The sequence below is a fragment of the Paraburkholderia sp. BCC1884 genome (assembly GCF_900996225.1).
Classification (GTDB): Bacteria; Pseudomonadota; Gammaproteobacteria; order Burkholderiales; family Burkholderiaceae; genus Paraburkholderia.
Window position 1 is genome coordinate 1,007,630 of sequence record NZ_CAAJGL010000068.1, and the last position, 16,913, is coordinate 1,024,542.

Below are 16,913 nucleotides of genomic sequence, written 5' to 3' on the forward strand. Positions count from 1 at the left end.
AGCTTATGAGGTGTTATCCGCGCTGTAGCAACCGTGCAGCCGGACAACAGGGTTGACTGAGCTTCTTCCTCGCCAAAGTGATGCCAGGCCGATTTGGCAGATGGTTTCGACTGTCCAGCGCGCCAACGCTTTTCCTTTAGAGCGGACTTTCGCTAGTGCGACGCCCTCATAACTTATCTACCCCAGTTTTCATGCTTGTAAGGGTTGAGGGTTTGACCACTTCCGAAGTTTACTTCGGCGTCGCCGAAGCGTGATAGGGGGATGTGGAGCCCGATGTCCGCGGACCTTCCCGTACGCTGTGTTCTACAAAAATTCCGATTTGCTGTACATGGACCGGCAATTGGTACTACCGCTATGCTCCGCATTGCCAATGCTCCGCGTGAGGTAACCATGACAAAGCGCAACTCCATCCAAAGCACGTTCAACATGGCCGACGCAAACGGCTCGATCACGGTAGAGCGGGAAAGAAGATGGCGACATTCCGACGAACTTCACCGGGATATCCGGGATAAACGCGAGACAAAGTTGGTGATCGGACATTGGCGCGAAAGGGTTATTGGCGTCGAACAGAATGCGCCTATATATGCGGATCACTTTTGCATTGATGTCCTCTTGAAGAGGACTTTTCTGGAATGTCATAAAGGCGGCCAGCGAATTTATCGCGGTACCGCTGACTTCGGTGCGATTCAGATAACCGCCCCGGAAACCGACATCAAGTGTTCGTTTTCATCGCCAAACGAGGCGCTCCATCTATTCGTATCGCGGGGATTGCTGGAAGAGACCTTCGATCTGATCGGTACGAAAAATTGTTCATCAAATTTCGGTTTGCAGGATCCGAATTTTTCGGTCAATCCATCAATCGGCGCGCTCGGTAGAATCCTGTTTGACTCACAACAGTCGTCCGACATGTGCGAGGCAATCTGGTCGGAGAGCCTATCGCTGGCTCTTCTGGTTAAAGTGATTAGCCTCAACAAAGACTGCTTGAAGCAACCCCAAATCAGCTCAGGGAGCCTTCCGATCTGGCGACAACGACGGGTCTTGGAGTTTATCGACGGCAATATGTGCAAGAAGATCTCGTTGGCGGATATGGCAGGACAGGCGGGGCTGAGTAGAATGCATTTCGCCTCGCAGTTCAAGCGCGCCACCGGTACAACGCCACATTTGTTTTTACTCCAGAAGCGTGTCGAAAAGGCGAAGGACCTATTGCTTGACCAAAACCTATCAATTCAGGACGTTGCGTTTGACGTCGGATTTGGATCTCAGTCACACTTTACAGTGGTGTTTCGCAAGTTAACTGGAATCACGCCAACGCACTGGAGAGCTCAGAACAGGACTGCAGCTTGATTGCGCGGGAATCAGCTTCTGACGGGTTTCGAACAGTTGCCTGAGATGTTGTGCAAACCTTATCGTTGAGGCTGAAAAAAGGCACCATACGTCTTTCTAAGCTTTTCAGAGGCGTGGATGAGACTCGCATCAATTGACGGGATGGCGACCTAACTGGGTTTCGGTTGCCACGTTGCGCAGCCGACATCGTCAGGGACGGCTTATTGCCCGGCTTGCCTCAGGAAAGAGGGGCTGTTACGCACGGGTCTCGTCACATGGCAGTCGACGCTGTTCCAGACGCAGGCCACGCGACTGGAAAAATAGTATCGCGACGCTGATTTGACAGACATCGAGTCGGTGACCGACCCGGGCAGTGGTCTGAACGACCGGAAGAAGCGTCTGCAGCGGCTGCTCGAGGATATTGCGCGGGCTCGCGTGCTGGTCACAAAGGACTGGCTGCTTCGCTTCGGTAGCGAGCGGCTGTTTCGCATTTGTGCTTTTTCCATGTTGAGGTCGTGATACTCGATGCGGCAGCGGCTGTCTCGCGAGAACAGAAACTGACTGAAAACCTCGTCGAGATCCTCACCGTATTGCTCCCGAACGGACCTCGGCCTGCGTTGGGCACTTACTTCACCAAACGTGTATTCGCGACCATCGTGCATCCCGCCTTGCCATGGTGATGCCGATGTACTCTTCAACGGGCGCCGATGAAAGCTCGTGATTCTGTGCGAAATCCAGTCACGAGCGAACCAACAGGTCGCCGTATCCAGCGGCTCTGTGGCACAGATGCCTTCATCTTCCCGCTTGCGGGCGCCGTCCAGGTAGTGTGAACTTACGGAGTAGCTGGTGGGCGGATACCAATGCCCTTTGGGGATTCCGATTGGAAAAGTCGCAAGGAACAGACGGCCGCGACTAGCTCGATTGCCGAAAAGATACCCAAACTGATCCCGAATCCGTACTGCAGCATCGCGCCGAAAGCGAGGCTTCCGAGCCCAAATCCAACGAACAGTGTGAAAACGTTCATACCCATTGCCTGTCCAGGTCTCTTGCCACCGAGCGACGTGACAATCCCGCCAAAGAGCGGTTGAGTCATGTCATAACCCAAGGACAGCGTCATCGCGATAATCGGCGCGACCAGGACCGGGAATGGCGTGACAAGCGCTGCCGCAGACGCAGCGCTCAGCAGCAGCCCCAAAGGAATCAGGCGTGCACGACCCCAACGATCGGCTAGGCGTCCGATAACCGGGCCAAGCAAAAAGCCGGGAACGCCATAGCCTAACAGGGCGAGTCCAACGTGCGCCGGTGATAGGTGGTAGCGGCGTTCGAGATAACTAGCCAGCCATGTGAAAACGCCCGAGTGAAACATTGAGTTGATCAGGACGTATCCGTATGTGCGTCGCGCGCGTCGCGTTGCAAACAAATCCTTGTAACCACGTAGCACGTCGCCTAGGTGCATGTTCATTGGTTGAGTCGCTGCTGCAATGGCGCGGCGGTAAGTGAGCAACAGGAGGAGCACGCCTATTCCTGCCGCTCCAACACCAAGGAAGAGCCCTCGCCAGCCAAATACCGGAGTCAGCAGCGCACCTAGCGGCGAGCCGAATGCCATGCCACCGGCCATGGCGCCGAAGAGCCAACCTAGCGGCCGTCCCCGCTCCTCATACGGAAACAGGCGGCCCACGAGAACTAGCGCGAGTGGAACCACACCTCCAGCGCCAATTCCGGTAGCGATGCGCCACATCGCTAACTGTGCGACTTGTGTTGAACTAGCGGTCAACGCGGTAAGGACTGAAAATGCAGCCATCGATACAAACATAACCCGATGAATACCCAGCCGGTCTGCAAGCAGGCCATAGATAAGCGTCGCCATGCCGTATGGAATCAGATAGGCTGGCACAACTAGTCCAACCGTCCGCTCTGGGGTTTCGAAGGCTTGGGAAAGGGCCGGAAGAATCGGCGCAACCATGTAAGCCTGGAAGAAGATGATGAATGTGGCGCCTGCGAGGACACGAAGCAGGCGCTCCCGGTCGCCTGCATCCACTTCGTTGTTTTGATTAGGCATCGCGTTTGAATCTCCGAATAAACGGAATAAGCTGAATGTGGCCATTAGTGTTCCTCGCAGACGGAAGAAATTTGCTGTGCGAGTGCCGACGTATAGCCCGACTTAGTCCACGCCCCTCGTAGTCGGTTCGAGGGAGCGGGCACGGCAGGGTACGCGTGTCTAAGGATCGACTAGCGGCGGGCGCGGGAATCAAGCCAGTGTGGCAAACAACAGGTTGAGCCCTTCCGATAACAACGGATGGGCGATGATTGCGTCTCGGACAGCGGTATAGGGCAGGTCACCGAGCATTGCCATCTGGACTACGCTCATTACTTCGCCGGCGTTGCTGCCCAGCATCGTAAAGCCGACGATCTTATCGGTCTCTGGATTGATCAGCGCCTTCATGAACCCTTGCGTGTCCCCATTGGTGCGCGCGCGCGGGACAGCAGCCATAGGCAATCTCGCAACACGAACGGGCAAGTGGCGAGCCTTTGCTTCTGTTTCGTTCAGACCGATCCTGCCCAATTCGGGGTCTATAAAGAGGGCGTACGGTATCGTTCGAGCAGCAACGCTTGCGGGGCGTCCCTCAATCCCGGCTTTCAATATCCGGTAATCGTCAAACGAAGCGTGTGTAAACATCGCGGTTCCCGCGACTTCGCCTATTGCCCACGTCCGCCGGGCTGATGTCGCAAGTTTGTCATCCACCTTGATGAAGCCGCGTGCGTCACATTCAACACCCGCGAGGTCGAGCCCAATCTCGTCAGTCAGTGGCTTCCGTCCAGTTGCCACGAGCAGATGGGTACCTTCGACCTGCGTGCCATCTTCCAGGTTCATCGTCACCTTTGATCCCGACTGTCCCTGAACTTTCACGGGCCTGGCTGCCAACTTCAGCTCTATGCCATCAGCCTTCAACGCCCTTTCGATTTCCAAGCTCACATCCTCGTCTTCGCGCATAGCCACTCGTGACCCATCATGCACGAGAGTGACTTCGCTCCCTAGCCGCCGAAAGGCTTGGGCCATTTCGAGGCCAATATAGCCCCCGCCCAGCACAATCAGTTTCTGCGGCAGCACATCAAGTTTTAGCGCTTCAACGTGGGTAAGGGGGCTAGCTTCGCGTAGCCCGGGAACGTCGGGGATAGTGGCCACCGTGCCTGTGTTGATGTAGACATTTTCGCCCTCGAACAACTGCTCGCCACCATCGTTTAGGCGCACGTGAATCTGTCTTGGACCGACGAAGCGCCCAGTACCCATCACCAGTTCCAGGCCCGACTTTTTGAAAGCGCTGAGATTGCTTTCAATCATACCGTCCACGACTGCCTGTATGTTCGCTCTAACCTTGGCCGCGTCTGCTTTGGCGAAAGGATGATTCCCGTCGCTTCGTAGCACATTGGCAACCCTTGCGTTCTGAATGAGGGTCTTGCTGGGGATGCAAGCGACGTTGATACAGGACCCGCCAATCATGCCGCGTTCAATCACCGCAACGCGCTTTCCGGCACGTGCCAGATCCATTGCGAGGGATTTTCCACCTTTCCCTCCTCCAAGAAAGAGATACTCGTATTTTTTGATTTCGCTCACTTTACAACTCCACGTTAAGTCTGACAGGGAAGCAATGGCCGCGCCGTGGTTGAGGCGACTCGATACCGGTGCCCCGAATCGGACGGTTTTAGCGCTACGATGGTCACGTCAACAAAAACGATCAATCCAATTTGCTCGGCACAGACGAGCAGTTGAGCGCCCACTTATCTATCTTGGCTGCACTCAACCACGACCTCTTTGCCGACGGGCTGCTCACAGCCGCGCGTTTCTGCTTCCGCGACAGTTCACGCCACTGAACGTACATGTCTTCTCTGCATTGGGGGAGTGCCCCAACACGTTGAATCATCACCCCTTCACTCAGATCCTTCGTTTGGCGACCTGAAGCTCTTTGGAACCTTGACACGCCTCGGCGTGGACAGTCATCAAAAAATACCTGAGTTTTCGGATTGGAACGGGAAGATGGTAGTCGGTGGCTCGAACGCTAGAGTGGCACCGTTTTCTTGCTTGAGGAGTGGAGCTAGAGATCTGATCTTGGGCAAATCCGCATTCAAGCGATCACATCGACGTTTGCGTTTCCTGCAGCTGCTCTGCGCTACAAAATTTGCCTTGCTAATTTTGACACACCTGTCGAATGAGAGGGCGGGACGACGTTTCAAAGCAGTCAACTCAATTCCTGGTTTTGCAACCTACGAGCCTTTGAAAGCGGCTGACGGCAGCCGTTGAAGTCAGCGCCGCAATGCTCAATCACGAGTTTGATGAACGCCTACGTTGCCGCTTCTATATCCACCTTTACGCAAGAGCAATACCGCTGTCCGATCGGGCAGCGTTGGATGGAGATTAGTCAGGCACAGTCTGTTGTCATTGCGTGCGCTAGCGGCGGGGAGCAACGTGGCGAAGGTAGGGGAACGGTGTATAAGGTCGCATGATAATCCTGATCGAGTTCGTTTCCATCGTGATGTGCGGAGAGAGTTCGTTCTGGCGGTAGTAGCGATTTATATAAGACGCGTTGCAAACGTCTCGTTGAACAGGACAAGAACTTCGTTCCCAAACTCCGTTTTCGTGAGTGCATTCTCCTTTTTGCGCATTGATGCGATTTGCTGACAATCATGGCGAAAAATTCGATTAATAGTTAAATCACTTCTATTTAAGAATGGTTGGTTTCATTGAAAGCGATGTCTGTATCGAGGTCATCCTGACTTAGCATATGCTTCCATACGGTCCTGCGGCATTTCGAGAACCCAGCCGCTGGTATTGGGATAGTCGGGGTCGTATTTTTGCAGCGGAGGGACGATAAGGTATGCCGAGAACGTGGGTGTAACCGCAATGCGCATGGAACCACGATTTAGCTCTGCTACGTCGTATATAGCTTGCTTTCCGGCGTCTAGCGGCTTGAGCGCTTGGTGCGCGTAGCTCGCATACGCTGCCCCTGCGTCGGTTGGCTGAGAAACGTTCAGCGCCTCAGCGGCACGAGTGAAGTTCCGGTGTTCGACAACGGCTAAGAAGTACCGGATGTATCGGAGCAGCGTAGCAATTTGAATCGATCAATTGTGCTCTGGCCGATAACAATATCCTATACCAGCGTCTGAACTCCTTGCTTGTCGTTATTCTTTGTCAGTTATGCCGCATGTGCCGATGGGCGCAGGCCACTCTAGGTGCACGATCGGGTTACCCGGCGAGAACGGTGCAACGTGCGCCCTATGCGCCGAAACTCGTGGACGGTGACCTTAGTTGCGTTGCACGTCTTCTACGGTGCCGTGCATGCCATGGCGCAACAACGCTGCCATGTCCTCGCGACTCGGAAAGCGCGGGTTGACGAGAACGTTACCCGACTTCATAGCCTCGTCGATAATCTCGTCGAAGTCTCGTTCGGTGACGCCGAAATCGGAGAGCGTTCGCGTGATACCTACGTCGCGGCGCAGCGTTGCCACTGCGTGCGCCGCGTAACGCGCCGCATCAATGGGTTTTTTCCACTTCTCGCCGTCGTTGAGCAACTCCGCGACAGCGGCGTAGCCTGCGATATTATGTGAAGCGTTATATGCCATCACCGAAGGAAGCATGATGGCATTTGCCAGCCCATGAGCTATGCCGAACTTGTTGCCCAAGGGCAACGCAAAGGCATGTACGAGTCCGAGCCGTGTTGCATTAAACGCAATGCCTGCCATTGCACTGGCGAGCAGCATATCGCCGCGCGCAGCGATATGCTGACCATCGGCGACAGCGTTGCGCAGCGATTTTGCAATCAGGAAAATAGCTTTATGTGTGAGTGCTTCTGTGATGGGCTGGTTTGCTTTGCACACACAGGATTCCACTGCGTGAGTTAGAGCGTCCATGCCTGTTGCCGCGGTCACGTGAGCGGGCATGCTAACGGTAAGCTCTGGGTCGAGCAAACCAATCCGCGGGCAATTGAACACGCTTCCGATGGAGATCTTCGCATCCGACTCGGTGTCAGACAGTACGGACCAGATAGTTAGTTCGCTGCCGGTGCCGGCGGTTGTAGGAATCGCGATGACCGGGGCGCCGGCATTCGGCACCTTATCTATGCCCACATAATCCTTAATGGTGCCAGTGTTGCCAAGCATCAGACCGATGGCTTTTGATGTGTCAAGCGCGCTGCCACCGCCGACTCCTACGACGAGATCGCATTGCAAGCTGCGCGCTTTTGCAATGCCATGCGTGACAGACTGCACCGCAGGGTCGCTTTTCACATCGGTGAACTCCCACGCTTGAATATCGGCATTGCCAAGTGTGTCCATCACGCGATCCATGATGCCTGCGGCTTTGATTCCCGGGTCGCCGACAACTAGGATCCTGCAACCGCCCAGCGTCTGGACGAGGGCAGGGAGTGTTTTCAGGCGCCCAGCTCCATACTCGATTACCGTTGGTATCCGGAAGCTGAACGTTGTGCTGTAAGTCATATTCGTTGCTGGTAGGTTAGGTGCGCGCTGCCATCGCTGGCCGATTGCGGGCCGAGGCTAGCCACAAAGCGGCGTTGAGTGCTGCCGAAGCAAGAAGCGCATAGCCCACGACGTAGAGACCGCTACTGGCGGCGCCCCCTCGTGCTGCCCAACCCACGAGGATCGGGCCGACTGCGCCACCCCAGTTTCCAATGAAATTGACAAGTCCCGCCGATGACCCAATCTGGTTGCGTGGCACGAGACTTAGTGTCCACGACCACCAGATGCCGATGCCTGAATAAAGGCAGATCCCAGTGATCACGAGCATGGCCATCGACGCGAGCAAATTGCCGCTCGCGGCCGGCTCAAGAAGAATAGCGATCCCCCCGATCAGAAGCGGCACGATGAAGTGCCATTGGCGGGCGTGGCCGGCGCGCCCGGACCAGCGCGTGTTGAAATACAGGCCGAGCGCGGCGAACGCAAACGGAATGGCCGTCAGGACTGAAACGTTCCCGATGCCAGCGGCCGAAAGTTGCTTGATGAGCACCGGCAGCCAAAGTCCAAATCCATATAGGCCCGTCAACCACAAGAAATAGGCCGCGCCAAGGCCCAAAATCAGCGGGCGGCGCAGAACGCTTGAGAAAGGGGCAGCATCGCCAGTTTCCACATCGCGGTTCGCGAGTATCATGTCCTTCTCATCTTTCGAGACTCGGCGATCGTACTCGGGTGCGCTGCTACCGAACCAGGCCCAAGCTAGCGCTAGGATAAGAACGGGAATACCTTGGACCACGAACATCATGCGCCAGTCGGAGAGATGGATCAGAGCTCCCGCAATAGGCGCCATCAATGCCGATGAAAGTGGTAAAACGTATTGTGCGAGATTGACTGCGCGACTGCGTTCTGTGCTGGGAAACCACCGCATGATGATAGTCGCGAAGCTGGGCCAGATGACTCCCTCCGCGACGCCCATGATGAAACGTATAGCGACGATATGATCGTAGGTGGTTGCAAGGCCAGATGCGATACCGGTCACGCCCACTATGGACAGGCTTGTTACAATCACCCACTTTGGGCCGAAGCGATTGGCAAGCCAGCCCCCCGGTATCTGCATTACTACATAGCCCCAGAAAAAAGCGGCAAGCAGGAAGCCGGTGACAACGCCGGACATCCCGAAATCGCGCACCATATCGGGCGCAGCAACGCTGATATTGCTACGATCTACATAGCAGCCGAGGTACGCGAGAAAAATCAGCGTCCCCATCCTCAACCATCGAGACCGCGGCACATAGTCTGTCGTCACATGCGGCGGGTCTTCTGGGACGGAAGCGTCCATTGCAGTATTTGTCAAGATGTCTCCGATGTTTGTCTTTGTTGTACGCCGTCTTATTAGTCGAACAGATCAGGCTGTTCGCGCGCGATGGCGTCGTAGATCGGCTGGAAATGAAGCCAGGCCATGAATGGAGTCGCTAAGTGGTTGCGTGAATGGATTGATGCTTCGCGACCGATCATTTTGAGAGGCGAGCCAGTGGATTCCGCCTTGATCTGAATCTCACAAGCACGTTCCAAGGCGATAAACCACCACGCAGCTTCGTCGACGCTTTCGCGGCCTGCGGAGAACAACCCGTGGTTTTGATGGATGGCGGCCTTGTTGTCGCCGAATGCCGCAGCGACCGCCGAGCCGGCATCCTTGTCAACGACGACCGCCCCGGCTTCTTCCGTAATAACTACGTGATCCTCGTAGAATCCGCACGCTGTCTGCGTGATGGGATCGAGTGGCCGGCCCAACGCTGCCCACGCCATGCCATTGGTGGTATGTGCATGACATGATGCGACGATGTGCGGATTGGCCTCATGGATTGCTGAATGAAGGACAAAGCCAGCACGGTTGACTGCCCACGTACCCTCTACTACGGTACCTTCGTGATCCACTAGAAGCAGATCGGATACTCGAACGCGGCCGAAGTCCATGGCGAACGGATTCGTCCAGTAAAGGTTCGTGTGCTCAGGGTCACGAACCGTCACATGTCCCGCAAAACCGTATTCGTAGCGGAATTTTGCAAACACGCGGCAAACGGCCGCCAATCGCTGTTTGCGATGCAACCGCTCTTCATCGAACGTCGCGAACGTCGGATATTGCGGGAAATACAACCCATCTTGTTTGGGACGATAGACAGTGCTGTGCTCTACTTTTTGCTGCATGGCGGACTCTCACGTCAACGAATTGACGTTAAGTCTAAAGGAGGGCACGGCAAGCCCGCCAATAAAGAAATCGCGGCGGGCTATAAATGCAATTAATGTCTCAGCGTGTCTCCTATAACGCCTTTTCCAACGGCGGTTGCGTCGTCATCAAACGTAGATGATCTACAAATTCGTTGACAAGTCTGGACCTCGAAGCGGAGCGGTTACGGATTAGCAGCGCCTTGAAACTGACACGCGGGACAAGCGGTCGGCTCGTGATTCCAGGCAGGCGCATCGCGTGGAGCAGGTCGGGTTCGACGAGCGCAATCCCTGCTCCATTTGATGCAAGCATAATAGCGGTCACCGATAAAGCCACCTCAATGGTGACGTTAAGCGCCACGCCTGCGTCGCTCATGGCTTTGTCGACGTAAGGTCTTAGAAGTGCCTGCGGAAGGTACGTAATGATTGGATATGGCAGCAGATCCGACGGTGCAATGACGCTCTTTTCCGCGATCGGATGTGATTCGGGTAGGACGCAAGCAATGCTGCCGTGTGAGATGACCTCAGTTTCGACTTCTGCGCGAATGATCGGTTCGTAGGCTACGCCCAAGTCGACTTCCCGGTTGACGACGCGCTCAAGCACGACTGGCGAACTGAGCGATTGCAGCGCCACTCGTGCGTCCGGTCTTGCTTTGCAGAAACTTGCAACTGCCTGTGCAACCAGTCCATTCGCAAGAGGTGAGGTCGCGGCAAGGGACAAAGTCCCACGGAGCCCGCCAGCGAGGTCCCGTGAGAGTCGCTCAACTGCCTCTAAACGGTTGAATATCTCTGTGACATCTGGCAGGAGCGCTTCAGCTTCAGGCGTCGGGCGTAGTCGACCGTTGACTCGATCGAAAAGCTGCATGTGAAGCCTGTTTTCGAAGTGTTTCAGTACGGTGCTGACTGCGGGCTGAGTGACGTTAAGCGACTCAGCTGCCGCAGTGATAGAGCCTGTGCGCATCACCGCATGGAAGATTTCGATATGTCTAAGGCTAAGCATTGTGATCCGAAATATAGTTGACTACAGGGGGCATGAGTAAGGCAGGTCCGCGGCAGTCCGTGCCAGCCTCTGGCTTAGCTTCAAAACCGTAGGGTCGATCATATCGTTGAAAGTGACTCAGGACCGAGAAGCCGCTCCCACGTGTGGCGCACCGTGGTTCCGGGCAAAGTGGCAGACGATTCCCGCCGGGCAACGAAGGTATTTGTCTGTTCTCCAGCCGATGCCCGGCAGTTGTTTTAGCCGGCATATATAGCTCCGCCTCAGGACTATGGGCATTCGGCAACGCCCCTTTGCTGGTGGAATGTGAGAGTCCTGCGTAGGCTAACTTTCAGAAGAAGTCCCGGTGCGACAGGGCTGCGAGCCAGATTCGCGCCTCGACTTTACGAGTTGCGAATGCCACGACCCGTTCGGTTAGTTGATTCCAACACATATTATTCTCGGGCCTATCAGTCCGGTACGCGATTTTTCGGTCATGTCTTGTTCAGGTTTGCATGCGTGGTTTGCCTTTCGTGGGTGCCGTTTCCCGACGTGAGAATGCAAAGGCTCCTTAAGATCATGAATTAAATAGATATTTAATATTACTGAAAGCCAATTGCGGAAGCGTCAGAAAAAAACATGAGCGATTTGTTCACCGATTCCATTGGTGACTCGAGTTTCAGCACGCGCTGAATGTGCGTCGAATGGCGAGGTATCGATTGTGCTATCCACAATCCACATACGTTGCCAACGGGCGGCAAGGGCAGTCCGACAGCGTTTCTTCGCGGAACTCACGGAGGAGTCGCCATGAGAGCGTTGCGCCCATGATTTTATAGCCCTGCGAAATCTCCCGCACTACATCTGTCAAATCGTGGAGGAAGCCGCTCGACTGTGATCGACCGTGAGCGTCTCAATCAAATAATTTTCCATTGCTTCGAGGCGAATTACCGTTTCCGGTGGAAGCGGAGAGTCTATAAATCAGGGGCTTGGCGAGCATTCGTCTAGATATACGTGGTGCAGCCAAGGCGCGAGTTCGGCCGCCTTTGCCATCGTTTCCGCGGCGTTCGAATTCGCGTCCGTAGGAGCCATATTGTCAGTTCATCACAGCCAGTCAAGCGGATGATCGCGCGTGCTTCTCGGGCGATAAAGGGAGGTCCGGACAAGAGGTCAAGATGAATTTCCGACTGAAATTCCTGGGAATTTTGCTGGATCAATGCGCATCGATTTTTAGAAAAAGATCTATATTTTCAAATCCGACTGGCGATAAAGCGAGTTGGATTGGATGCAGACGGAAGCGCATTGGCGCGTCGTCTTATTTCTGCGGGGAGTTTCCGTCTTCCGGAAGTCGAGCGGTGAGTGCGACGCATGGGCCCGAGTTCCATCAGGCTATTCAAATGTCTCATTGACTGGCGCGGCGCCTATTGTTCGACGTGCAGTGTACCGCGGTCACGACTCTCGGTCCGCTCGATGCGCTCAGCGCCGCTTCGCCAGGAGGTCGCGTCCGGGCAGTTCAAGGCTGTGCTATCAGACGCATGTCGGATGCGCGGGAATGGGACAAGCGACGGCGCAACTGAGTCCGACGGGCAACGAAGTCCTTCGGAATACGTGTCGAAGCCGGCGACCGCTTGAGGCGCAATGATTCAGAGTGGATCATCGTTCGAGGCGTCGTGTATCGATTGCGGCGTAGATTGGCAGCAGGTGCAAATCAGCATTCGCTTCGTAGTTCTCCGGCAAGCTTTAGCGGACTGTGCCCTCTGGATGGTGCGATCGCACGCCGCCACGAGGCGATCGAAATCAATCTTCGACTTCTCCGCAGGTTGACAACTCGTCGCGGGCAGTGACGCATGTCGTGCGGTTTTGAAAGCATAGTTATTTTATGAGTGTCCGCCAATCTCCAACGTGAGAACTTTGTAGTTGACGCGATGCCGTGTCGCGGTGCGACGAAACCGATCTTCGGTGCCTTGGCGATGCGCGACACCCGGACTAGATTGAGCACCAAGTTTGCGTTAATGAGCATTGGGGTCCGGCAAGGAGCCATGTAGAGGCCATTTGATGACTATTCGCTGCTCACTTTCTGCTTGTGCGCGTGCACGCGGGAAGATCATAAGGCATTGTCGTGGCGGACAACAGTATGTTTAAGCCGAAAACCAAAGCGTGGAGCAGCGGCGCAGATACAAACGATTTCGGCCGCGCATGTGCGACCGGGGAGTTGCAACTGGCGGATGATGCCCAGATATCCAAAGTGCATCCATGCAGGTATTAACGCCTTTGGCGACCTAGGAAAAGCAGATGTGGGTATGTCGGCCTAATTTTCCATAACGCGTAGAGCGGGAGGGTATGCGATGTGACGAAAACCGTCACAGTTACTACATCGGCAAACTGCATGCTCACGGAGAAAGTGGCCGGTAAGCAGTTTACCCTCATCGCTTGCTGAATTATCGGACCGCCGGCAAGTCATCAGGAAAAGTATATCGCTAGTAGAGAAACATCTTACGTTTGGTTAGCGGACTCGCAGAATGCGTATCTTGCCCTGCGTTCAGGATAGGGTCGGGAAGCCTGCGGTACCGTTTCATCTCAGAGTGCGAAGGGATGAGTTTGATGGCGGTACCGTGTAAAGCAAATCATGTCACCTGTCGAGTGTCGGCTCAGAAGATCTGTCAGTCGGTTTAGGGTCTGATATCTCTGGTAGACGGACAGTATGTTGAGATAAATGTTTTTTGGTTTGAAAACGAGAGATGCTTAGTCCACACGAATTTTCGACCTTGATGCTGGTCCACTGCTCGCCTGGCCAGATTGAACTAGAGCGAATGGAGTTCGGCGCTCTGTTGGAGCGCAATCTAGTTATATTTGAACAATCTACTGGAGGGAATCGCCGAGTTCAATTGACGGAGACCGGTCGATTGGTACTAGCGTTGCTCGCTCAAAGACGCGATTTATCAGTTGCCCTTGAGTGAGCCTTAGTGGCCATAAGATCCGGCGATTCGAGCGGCCGCGCCGTGTTATACAAGCGAATGTTCCATCACACGCCGCACCGGGACATAAAAATGGGTGTACAGAGGAACAGGATCTGGATGTGGGAGTGAACGGGGAGTTACTTGCGGTCTTGATGTTTGTCTGTCGCGGACGATGCTATATCAAAGGAAGAGATGCCATGCACGTTGAAAAGTTGCTCACATGGAATGTGGAAGATGAAGTCCACACCACAGCGAAGAAAATAGAAAAATTTCTTACCGAAGCGGGTGTGACGGTTTTCGCCGTAATTGATCAACAGCAGTACGCCCGGTCAGCTGGACTGACGATGGATCCGTTGGTAGAAATCCTCTTCGGTAACCCGCGTGTTGGCACACCGCTGATGCAAGCTAACCCGATTTCAGCATTTGACCTCCCTCTCAAAGTTCTGGTGATCTCGTGTGGTGGAAATGGGGCGACAGTCAAAATGCTGCGTCCCGAAATTTTGTCGGAACGCTACGGATGTACGGAAGCGTTGGCAGACATGGTCGTTGGTGGTGCGGCGAAGCTCGTCGAGCGTGCTGTGCGGGGTGGATGAGCGGAGCTTCCTGAGGACCGCAATTTTCTTTTTTGGGAGAGAGTCAATGAATCTGAGTAAATTGAACACCGCGATCGTTTTTATCGATCCTCAAAACGATGTACTGAGTGACCGCGGTGCCAACTGGGAGGCTGTCGGCGCGAGCGTTATGGAAAACCATACCGTTGAGAACATGGAGCGTATCTTTAAAGCGGCGAAGGAGCGCGATTACCCAGTCTACATCTCTCCGCATTACTTCTATCCGACTGATGTGACATGGAAGATGAACGGGCCCGTCGAGCAAAGTGAATTTGACAATCATTCGTTTGCGAGGAAGGGAGCATTGGACCTTACAGGCTTCAGGGATTCGGGGGCAGACTGGCTTGACCGGTTTAAGCCCTACATTGAAGACGGGAAAACCATCGTGGTGAGCCCACACAAAGTTTTCGGTCCCCAAACGAATGATCTGGTGCTCCAGTTGCGTAAGCGTCGGGTGGAAAAAATCCTTCTAGGCGGAATGATCGCCAATCTTTGCGTCGAGTCGCATCTTCGCGAACTGCTGGAGCAGGGTTTCGAAATTTCGGTAATTAAAGATGCGGTTGCAGGGCCGCGTCATCCCGAATGGGGTGATGGTTACAAAGCTGCCGTGACGAATTATCATTTTCTTGCGCATGCGGTGCTGACTACAGACGAAGTCCTGGTGGCCATGAACTAAGGAGGTCGCGGGAACTACATAGTCGATCGGATTTAGTCGGAATGTGGGAGGAAAGCCTACATCTTGTGGGGGGCGGCCCAGACGTAAGACGGATTAGTGTGCGAAACATATGCTTTGGTATTTTTGATCGTTACAAGAGGGTATAAATGCACTCACTGAGTGGACGCAATAAGTCTGCGAGTCTTTGAGCCGCTAAGGGTTTCGAACGGTTGCCTGAGAAATTGGGCAAATCTGATCACTGGGGCTAAAGGTTGCAACACGTCTTTTTTAGCGTTCAGAGACGTGGATGAGACCTGTATAGATTGGTGAGGTGCCAGCTCACTTGGGCGTCGTGGTGGCTCCGTTACGCCGCCGGCGCTGGCTTCTACCGACTTGCCGGACGCTGGGTGGGCTATCGTCGATACGGGCCCGATGACGTGCGCGCGTTGCCGGGCCTTGCACGACCTGCGTCAGGTAAGACCGTCTTTTGCGCATGGGTCTCATCACATGACGAGGCGGCGCGGTTCCACACGCAAGCCACACGATTGCAAAAAAATCTACCAGGCCGGATATACTGACATCGAAGCGGTGACCGACTTGGGCAGTTGTCTGAACTACCGCAAGAGGGGTCCGCAGCCGCCGCTCCAGGATATCCTGCGAAGTCGTGTAACGCGGTTCGTGCTGGAGGTCCGGGTGCTTCGCTTTGGCAGTGAACTGCTCTTTCGCACTGCGACTTCTTCCGCGTTGAAATTGTCGTCCTGGATGTTAGCCGTGAGCAACTACTCACCGAAAACCCCGTTGAGATCCTCACGGTATTCTTATTCCGGCTGTGCGGCCCGCGCCGCCGCAAGAACGGCAACGCGTTGACGGCCTGATGCTGTCGACCACCCAGACGCGGCTGAATCTCGCAGCTCGCGACTCCTAGGTGCTTGCGCGGATGGCCGTGCTGTACGAGCGCATCGCAGATCGCGGCGGCAAGGCGAAGTCGCAAAAGACCGCGCTCTGCCGGGAGCATGGCATCTCTGCCAGAATGTTCAACGCTATTGTGATCGAACAACGAGGTCCGCTGGATGGCACCTTGTCGGTCGAACCGAGCATGGTTATTCGAGGTAGCAGGAACGCCATTCCACTACAGCAGATTTTAGAATCATGGCTCCCGCATTGATTGGCCTCGGGCGGCCCGTCGGCTGATAAATAGGATCGCCACGTTTGATTTGCGCCCTGCTCAGCGCGCAAACTCCTGGACCCCTTGCGTGTCCGGTGCGCCAAACCTGCTCGCCGTAGTTACACACTGTTGAATCGTGCCATGAAACTGTGACCGATGTCTCAGTCGGTTCATCAAGCAGGTTGACTATCGTGTTTTCCGAGAGACAAGGTGATTTGAAATTACTCTGTAGCTGCAAATCCGTATCTTCGTGTTCGTCGGCGCGATGAGAAGGGGGCGCGGTCAGCAGGTCCACTGTCCGAGACCAGGGATCGATGATTTGCATAACATCTTGCATGAGAACTCCTGTGGACGATTGATGATTAGCCGTTGCAATGGGTATTCAAGTTCGGACGCAGGTTTGCAAGTGAGGACACGGAACGATCCGAATCCAGTCGATGCGGACGCCGGTTGCAGCCGCGACGTTCTCGCTCGGCCACACAAAACCATATCCATGTACTTTCAAGCGTTTCATTGCCGCATTGGAACGTGCGTCTATGCAGCA

General features: G+C 54.7%; 13 protein-coding genes. 5 read left to right on the forward strand and 8 right to left on the reverse strand.

Annotated elements, in window-relative coordinates; translation table 11 throughout:
• Positions 1–390: 390 nt before the first annotated feature.
• Both FQ705_RS11415 and FQ705_RS11420 read left to right on the forward strand, forming a co-directional pair.
• Positions 391–1,344, forward strand: a complete 954-nt coding sequence (locus FQ705_RS11415; RefSeq protein WP_186307827.1) for a helix-turn-helix domain-containing protein — start codon at positions 391–393, stop codon at positions 1,342–1,344.
• Positions 1,345–1,662: 318 nt separating this feature from the next.
• Positions 1,663–1,842 carry a hypothetical protein gene (locus FQ705_RS11420; protein ID WP_144140824.1) on the forward strand — a complete coding sequence of 60 codons (180 nt, stop codon included), beginning with the start codon at positions 1,663–1,665 and terminating at the stop codon, positions 1,840–1,842.
• A gap of 313 nt (positions 1,843–2,155) precedes the next feature.
• On the opposite strand, the gene FQ705_RS11425 is transcribed toward FQ705_RS11420, so the two are convergent.
• The 7 genes from FQ705_RS11425 to FQ705_RS11455 form a co-directional block, all read right to left on the reverse strand.
• Positions 2,156–3,427, reverse strand: coding sequence for an MFS transporter (locus FQ705_RS11425; RefSeq protein WP_260854446.1), 1,272 nt, complete (start codon positions 3,425–3,427; stop codon positions 2,156–2,158).
• 144 nt (positions 3,428–3,571) lie between these two features.
• On the reverse strand, positions 3,572–4,936 hold the full coding sequence (locus FQ705_RS11430; protein WP_144140826.1) for an FAD-dependent oxidoreductase: 1,365 nt from the start codon (positions 4,934–4,936) through the stop codon (positions 3,572–3,574).
• A 1,148-nt stretch (positions 4,937–6,084) separates the two neighbouring features.
• Entirely contained in the window at positions 6,085–6,435 is a 351-nt protein-coding gene (locus tag FQ705_RS34950) for a LysR family transcriptional regulator (RefSeq protein ID WP_409934713.1), read from the reverse strand.
• Between the two features lie 186 nt (positions 6,436–6,621).
• A complete protein-coding gene (locus tag FQ705_RS11440) occupies positions 6,622–7,812 on the reverse strand; it encodes an iron-containing alcohol dehydrogenase (RefSeq protein WP_144140828.1) in 1,191 nt (396 codons plus the stop codon).
• Positions 7,813–7,828: 16 nt separating this feature from the next.
• Positions 7,829–9,139 carry an MFS transporter gene (locus FQ705_RS11445; protein ID WP_260854447.1) on the reverse strand — a complete coding sequence of 437 codons (1,311 nt, stop codon included), beginning with the start codon at positions 9,137–9,139 and terminating at the stop codon, positions 7,829–7,831.
• Positions 9,140–9,177: 38 nt separating this feature from the next.
• Positions 9,178–9,990, reverse strand: a complete 813-nt coding sequence (locus tag FQ705_RS11450) for a class II aldolase/adducin family protein (protein ID WP_144140830.1) — start codon at positions 9,988–9,990, stop codon at positions 9,178–9,180.
• Between the two features lie 112 nt (positions 9,991–10,102).
• Complete coding sequence (locus FQ705_RS11455) at positions 10,103–11,008, reverse strand: LysR family transcriptional regulator (RefSeq protein ID WP_144140832.1); 906 nt, start codon at positions 11,006–11,008, stop codon at positions 10,103–10,105.
• Between the two features lie 3,127 nt (positions 11,009–14,135).
• Here FQ705_RS11455 and FQ705_RS11460 point away from each other — a divergent pair.
• The 3 genes from FQ705_RS11460 (at position 14,136) to FQ705_RS34040 (ending at position 16,369) form a co-directional block, all read left to right on the forward strand.
• Positions 14,136–14,531: a DUF302 domain-containing protein gene (locus FQ705_RS11460; RefSeq protein ID WP_222105639.1), complete on the forward strand. Its 396-nt coding sequence runs from the start codon at positions 14,136–14,138 to the stop codon at positions 14,529–14,531.
• A 46-nt stretch (positions 14,532–14,577) separates the two neighbouring features.
• Positions 14,578–15,225: an isochorismatase family protein gene (locus FQ705_RS11465; protein WP_144140834.1), complete on the forward strand. Its 648-nt coding sequence runs from the start codon at positions 14,578–14,580 to the stop codon at positions 15,223–15,225.
• A gap of 916 nt (positions 15,226–16,141) precedes the next feature.
• The gene (locus FQ705_RS34040) at positions 16,142–16,369 is read left to right on the forward strand and encodes a hypothetical protein (protein WP_186307872.1); all 228 of its coding nucleotides are present in this window, start codon (positions 16,142–16,144) and stop codon (positions 16,367–16,369) included.
• Here the strand turns inward: FQ705_RS34040 and FQ705_RS34955 are convergent.
• Positions 16,305–16,706 (reverse strand): DUF3331 domain-containing protein, encoded by a 402-nt coding sequence (locus FQ705_RS34955; RefSeq protein WP_144140836.1) that lies wholly within the window; start codon positions 16,704–16,706, stop codon positions 16,305–16,307. The two genes, FQ705_RS34040 and FQ705_RS34955, sit on opposite strands and share 65 nt — an antisense overlap.
• Between the last annotated feature and the right edge of the window lie 207 nt (positions 16,707–16,913).

Bases quoted from the DNA above. Each gene is read 5' to 3' on its own strand.
- FQ705_RS11415 (WP_186307827.1), top strand. From the start codon at position 391: ATGACAAAGCGCAACTCCATCCAAAGCACGTTCAACATGGCCGACGCA.
- FQ705_RS11425 (WP_260854446.1), bottom strand. From the start codon at position 3,427: ATGGCCACATTCAGCTTATTCCGTTTATTCGGAGATTCAAACGCGATG.
- FQ705_RS11440 (WP_144140828.1), bottom strand. From the start codon at position 7,812: ATGACTTACAGCACAACGTTCAGCTTCCGGATACCAACGGTAATCGAG.
- FQ705_RS11450 (WP_144140830.1), bottom strand. From the start codon at position 9,990: ATGCAGCAAAAAGTAGAGCACAGCACTGTCTATCGTCCCAAACAAGAT.
- FQ705_RS11455 (WP_144140832.1), bottom strand. From the start codon at position 11,008: ATGCTTAGCCTTAGACATATCGAAATCTTCCATGCGGTGATGCGCACA.
- FQ705_RS11460 (WP_222105639.1), top strand. From the start codon at position 14,136: ATGCACGTTGAAAAGTTGCTCACATGGAATGTGGAAGATGAAGTCCAC.
- FQ705_RS11465 (WP_144140834.1), top strand. From the start codon at position 14,578: ATGAATCTGAGTAAATTGAACACCGCGATCGTTTTTATCGATCCTCAA.
- FQ705_RS34040 (WP_186307872.1), top strand. From the start codon at position 16,142: ATGGCCGTGCTGTACGAGCGCATCGCAGATCGCGGCGGCAAGGCGAAG.
- FQ705_RS34955 (WP_144140836.1), bottom strand. From the start codon at position 16,706: ATGCAAGATGTTATGCAAATCATCGATCCCTGGTCTCGGACAGTGGAC.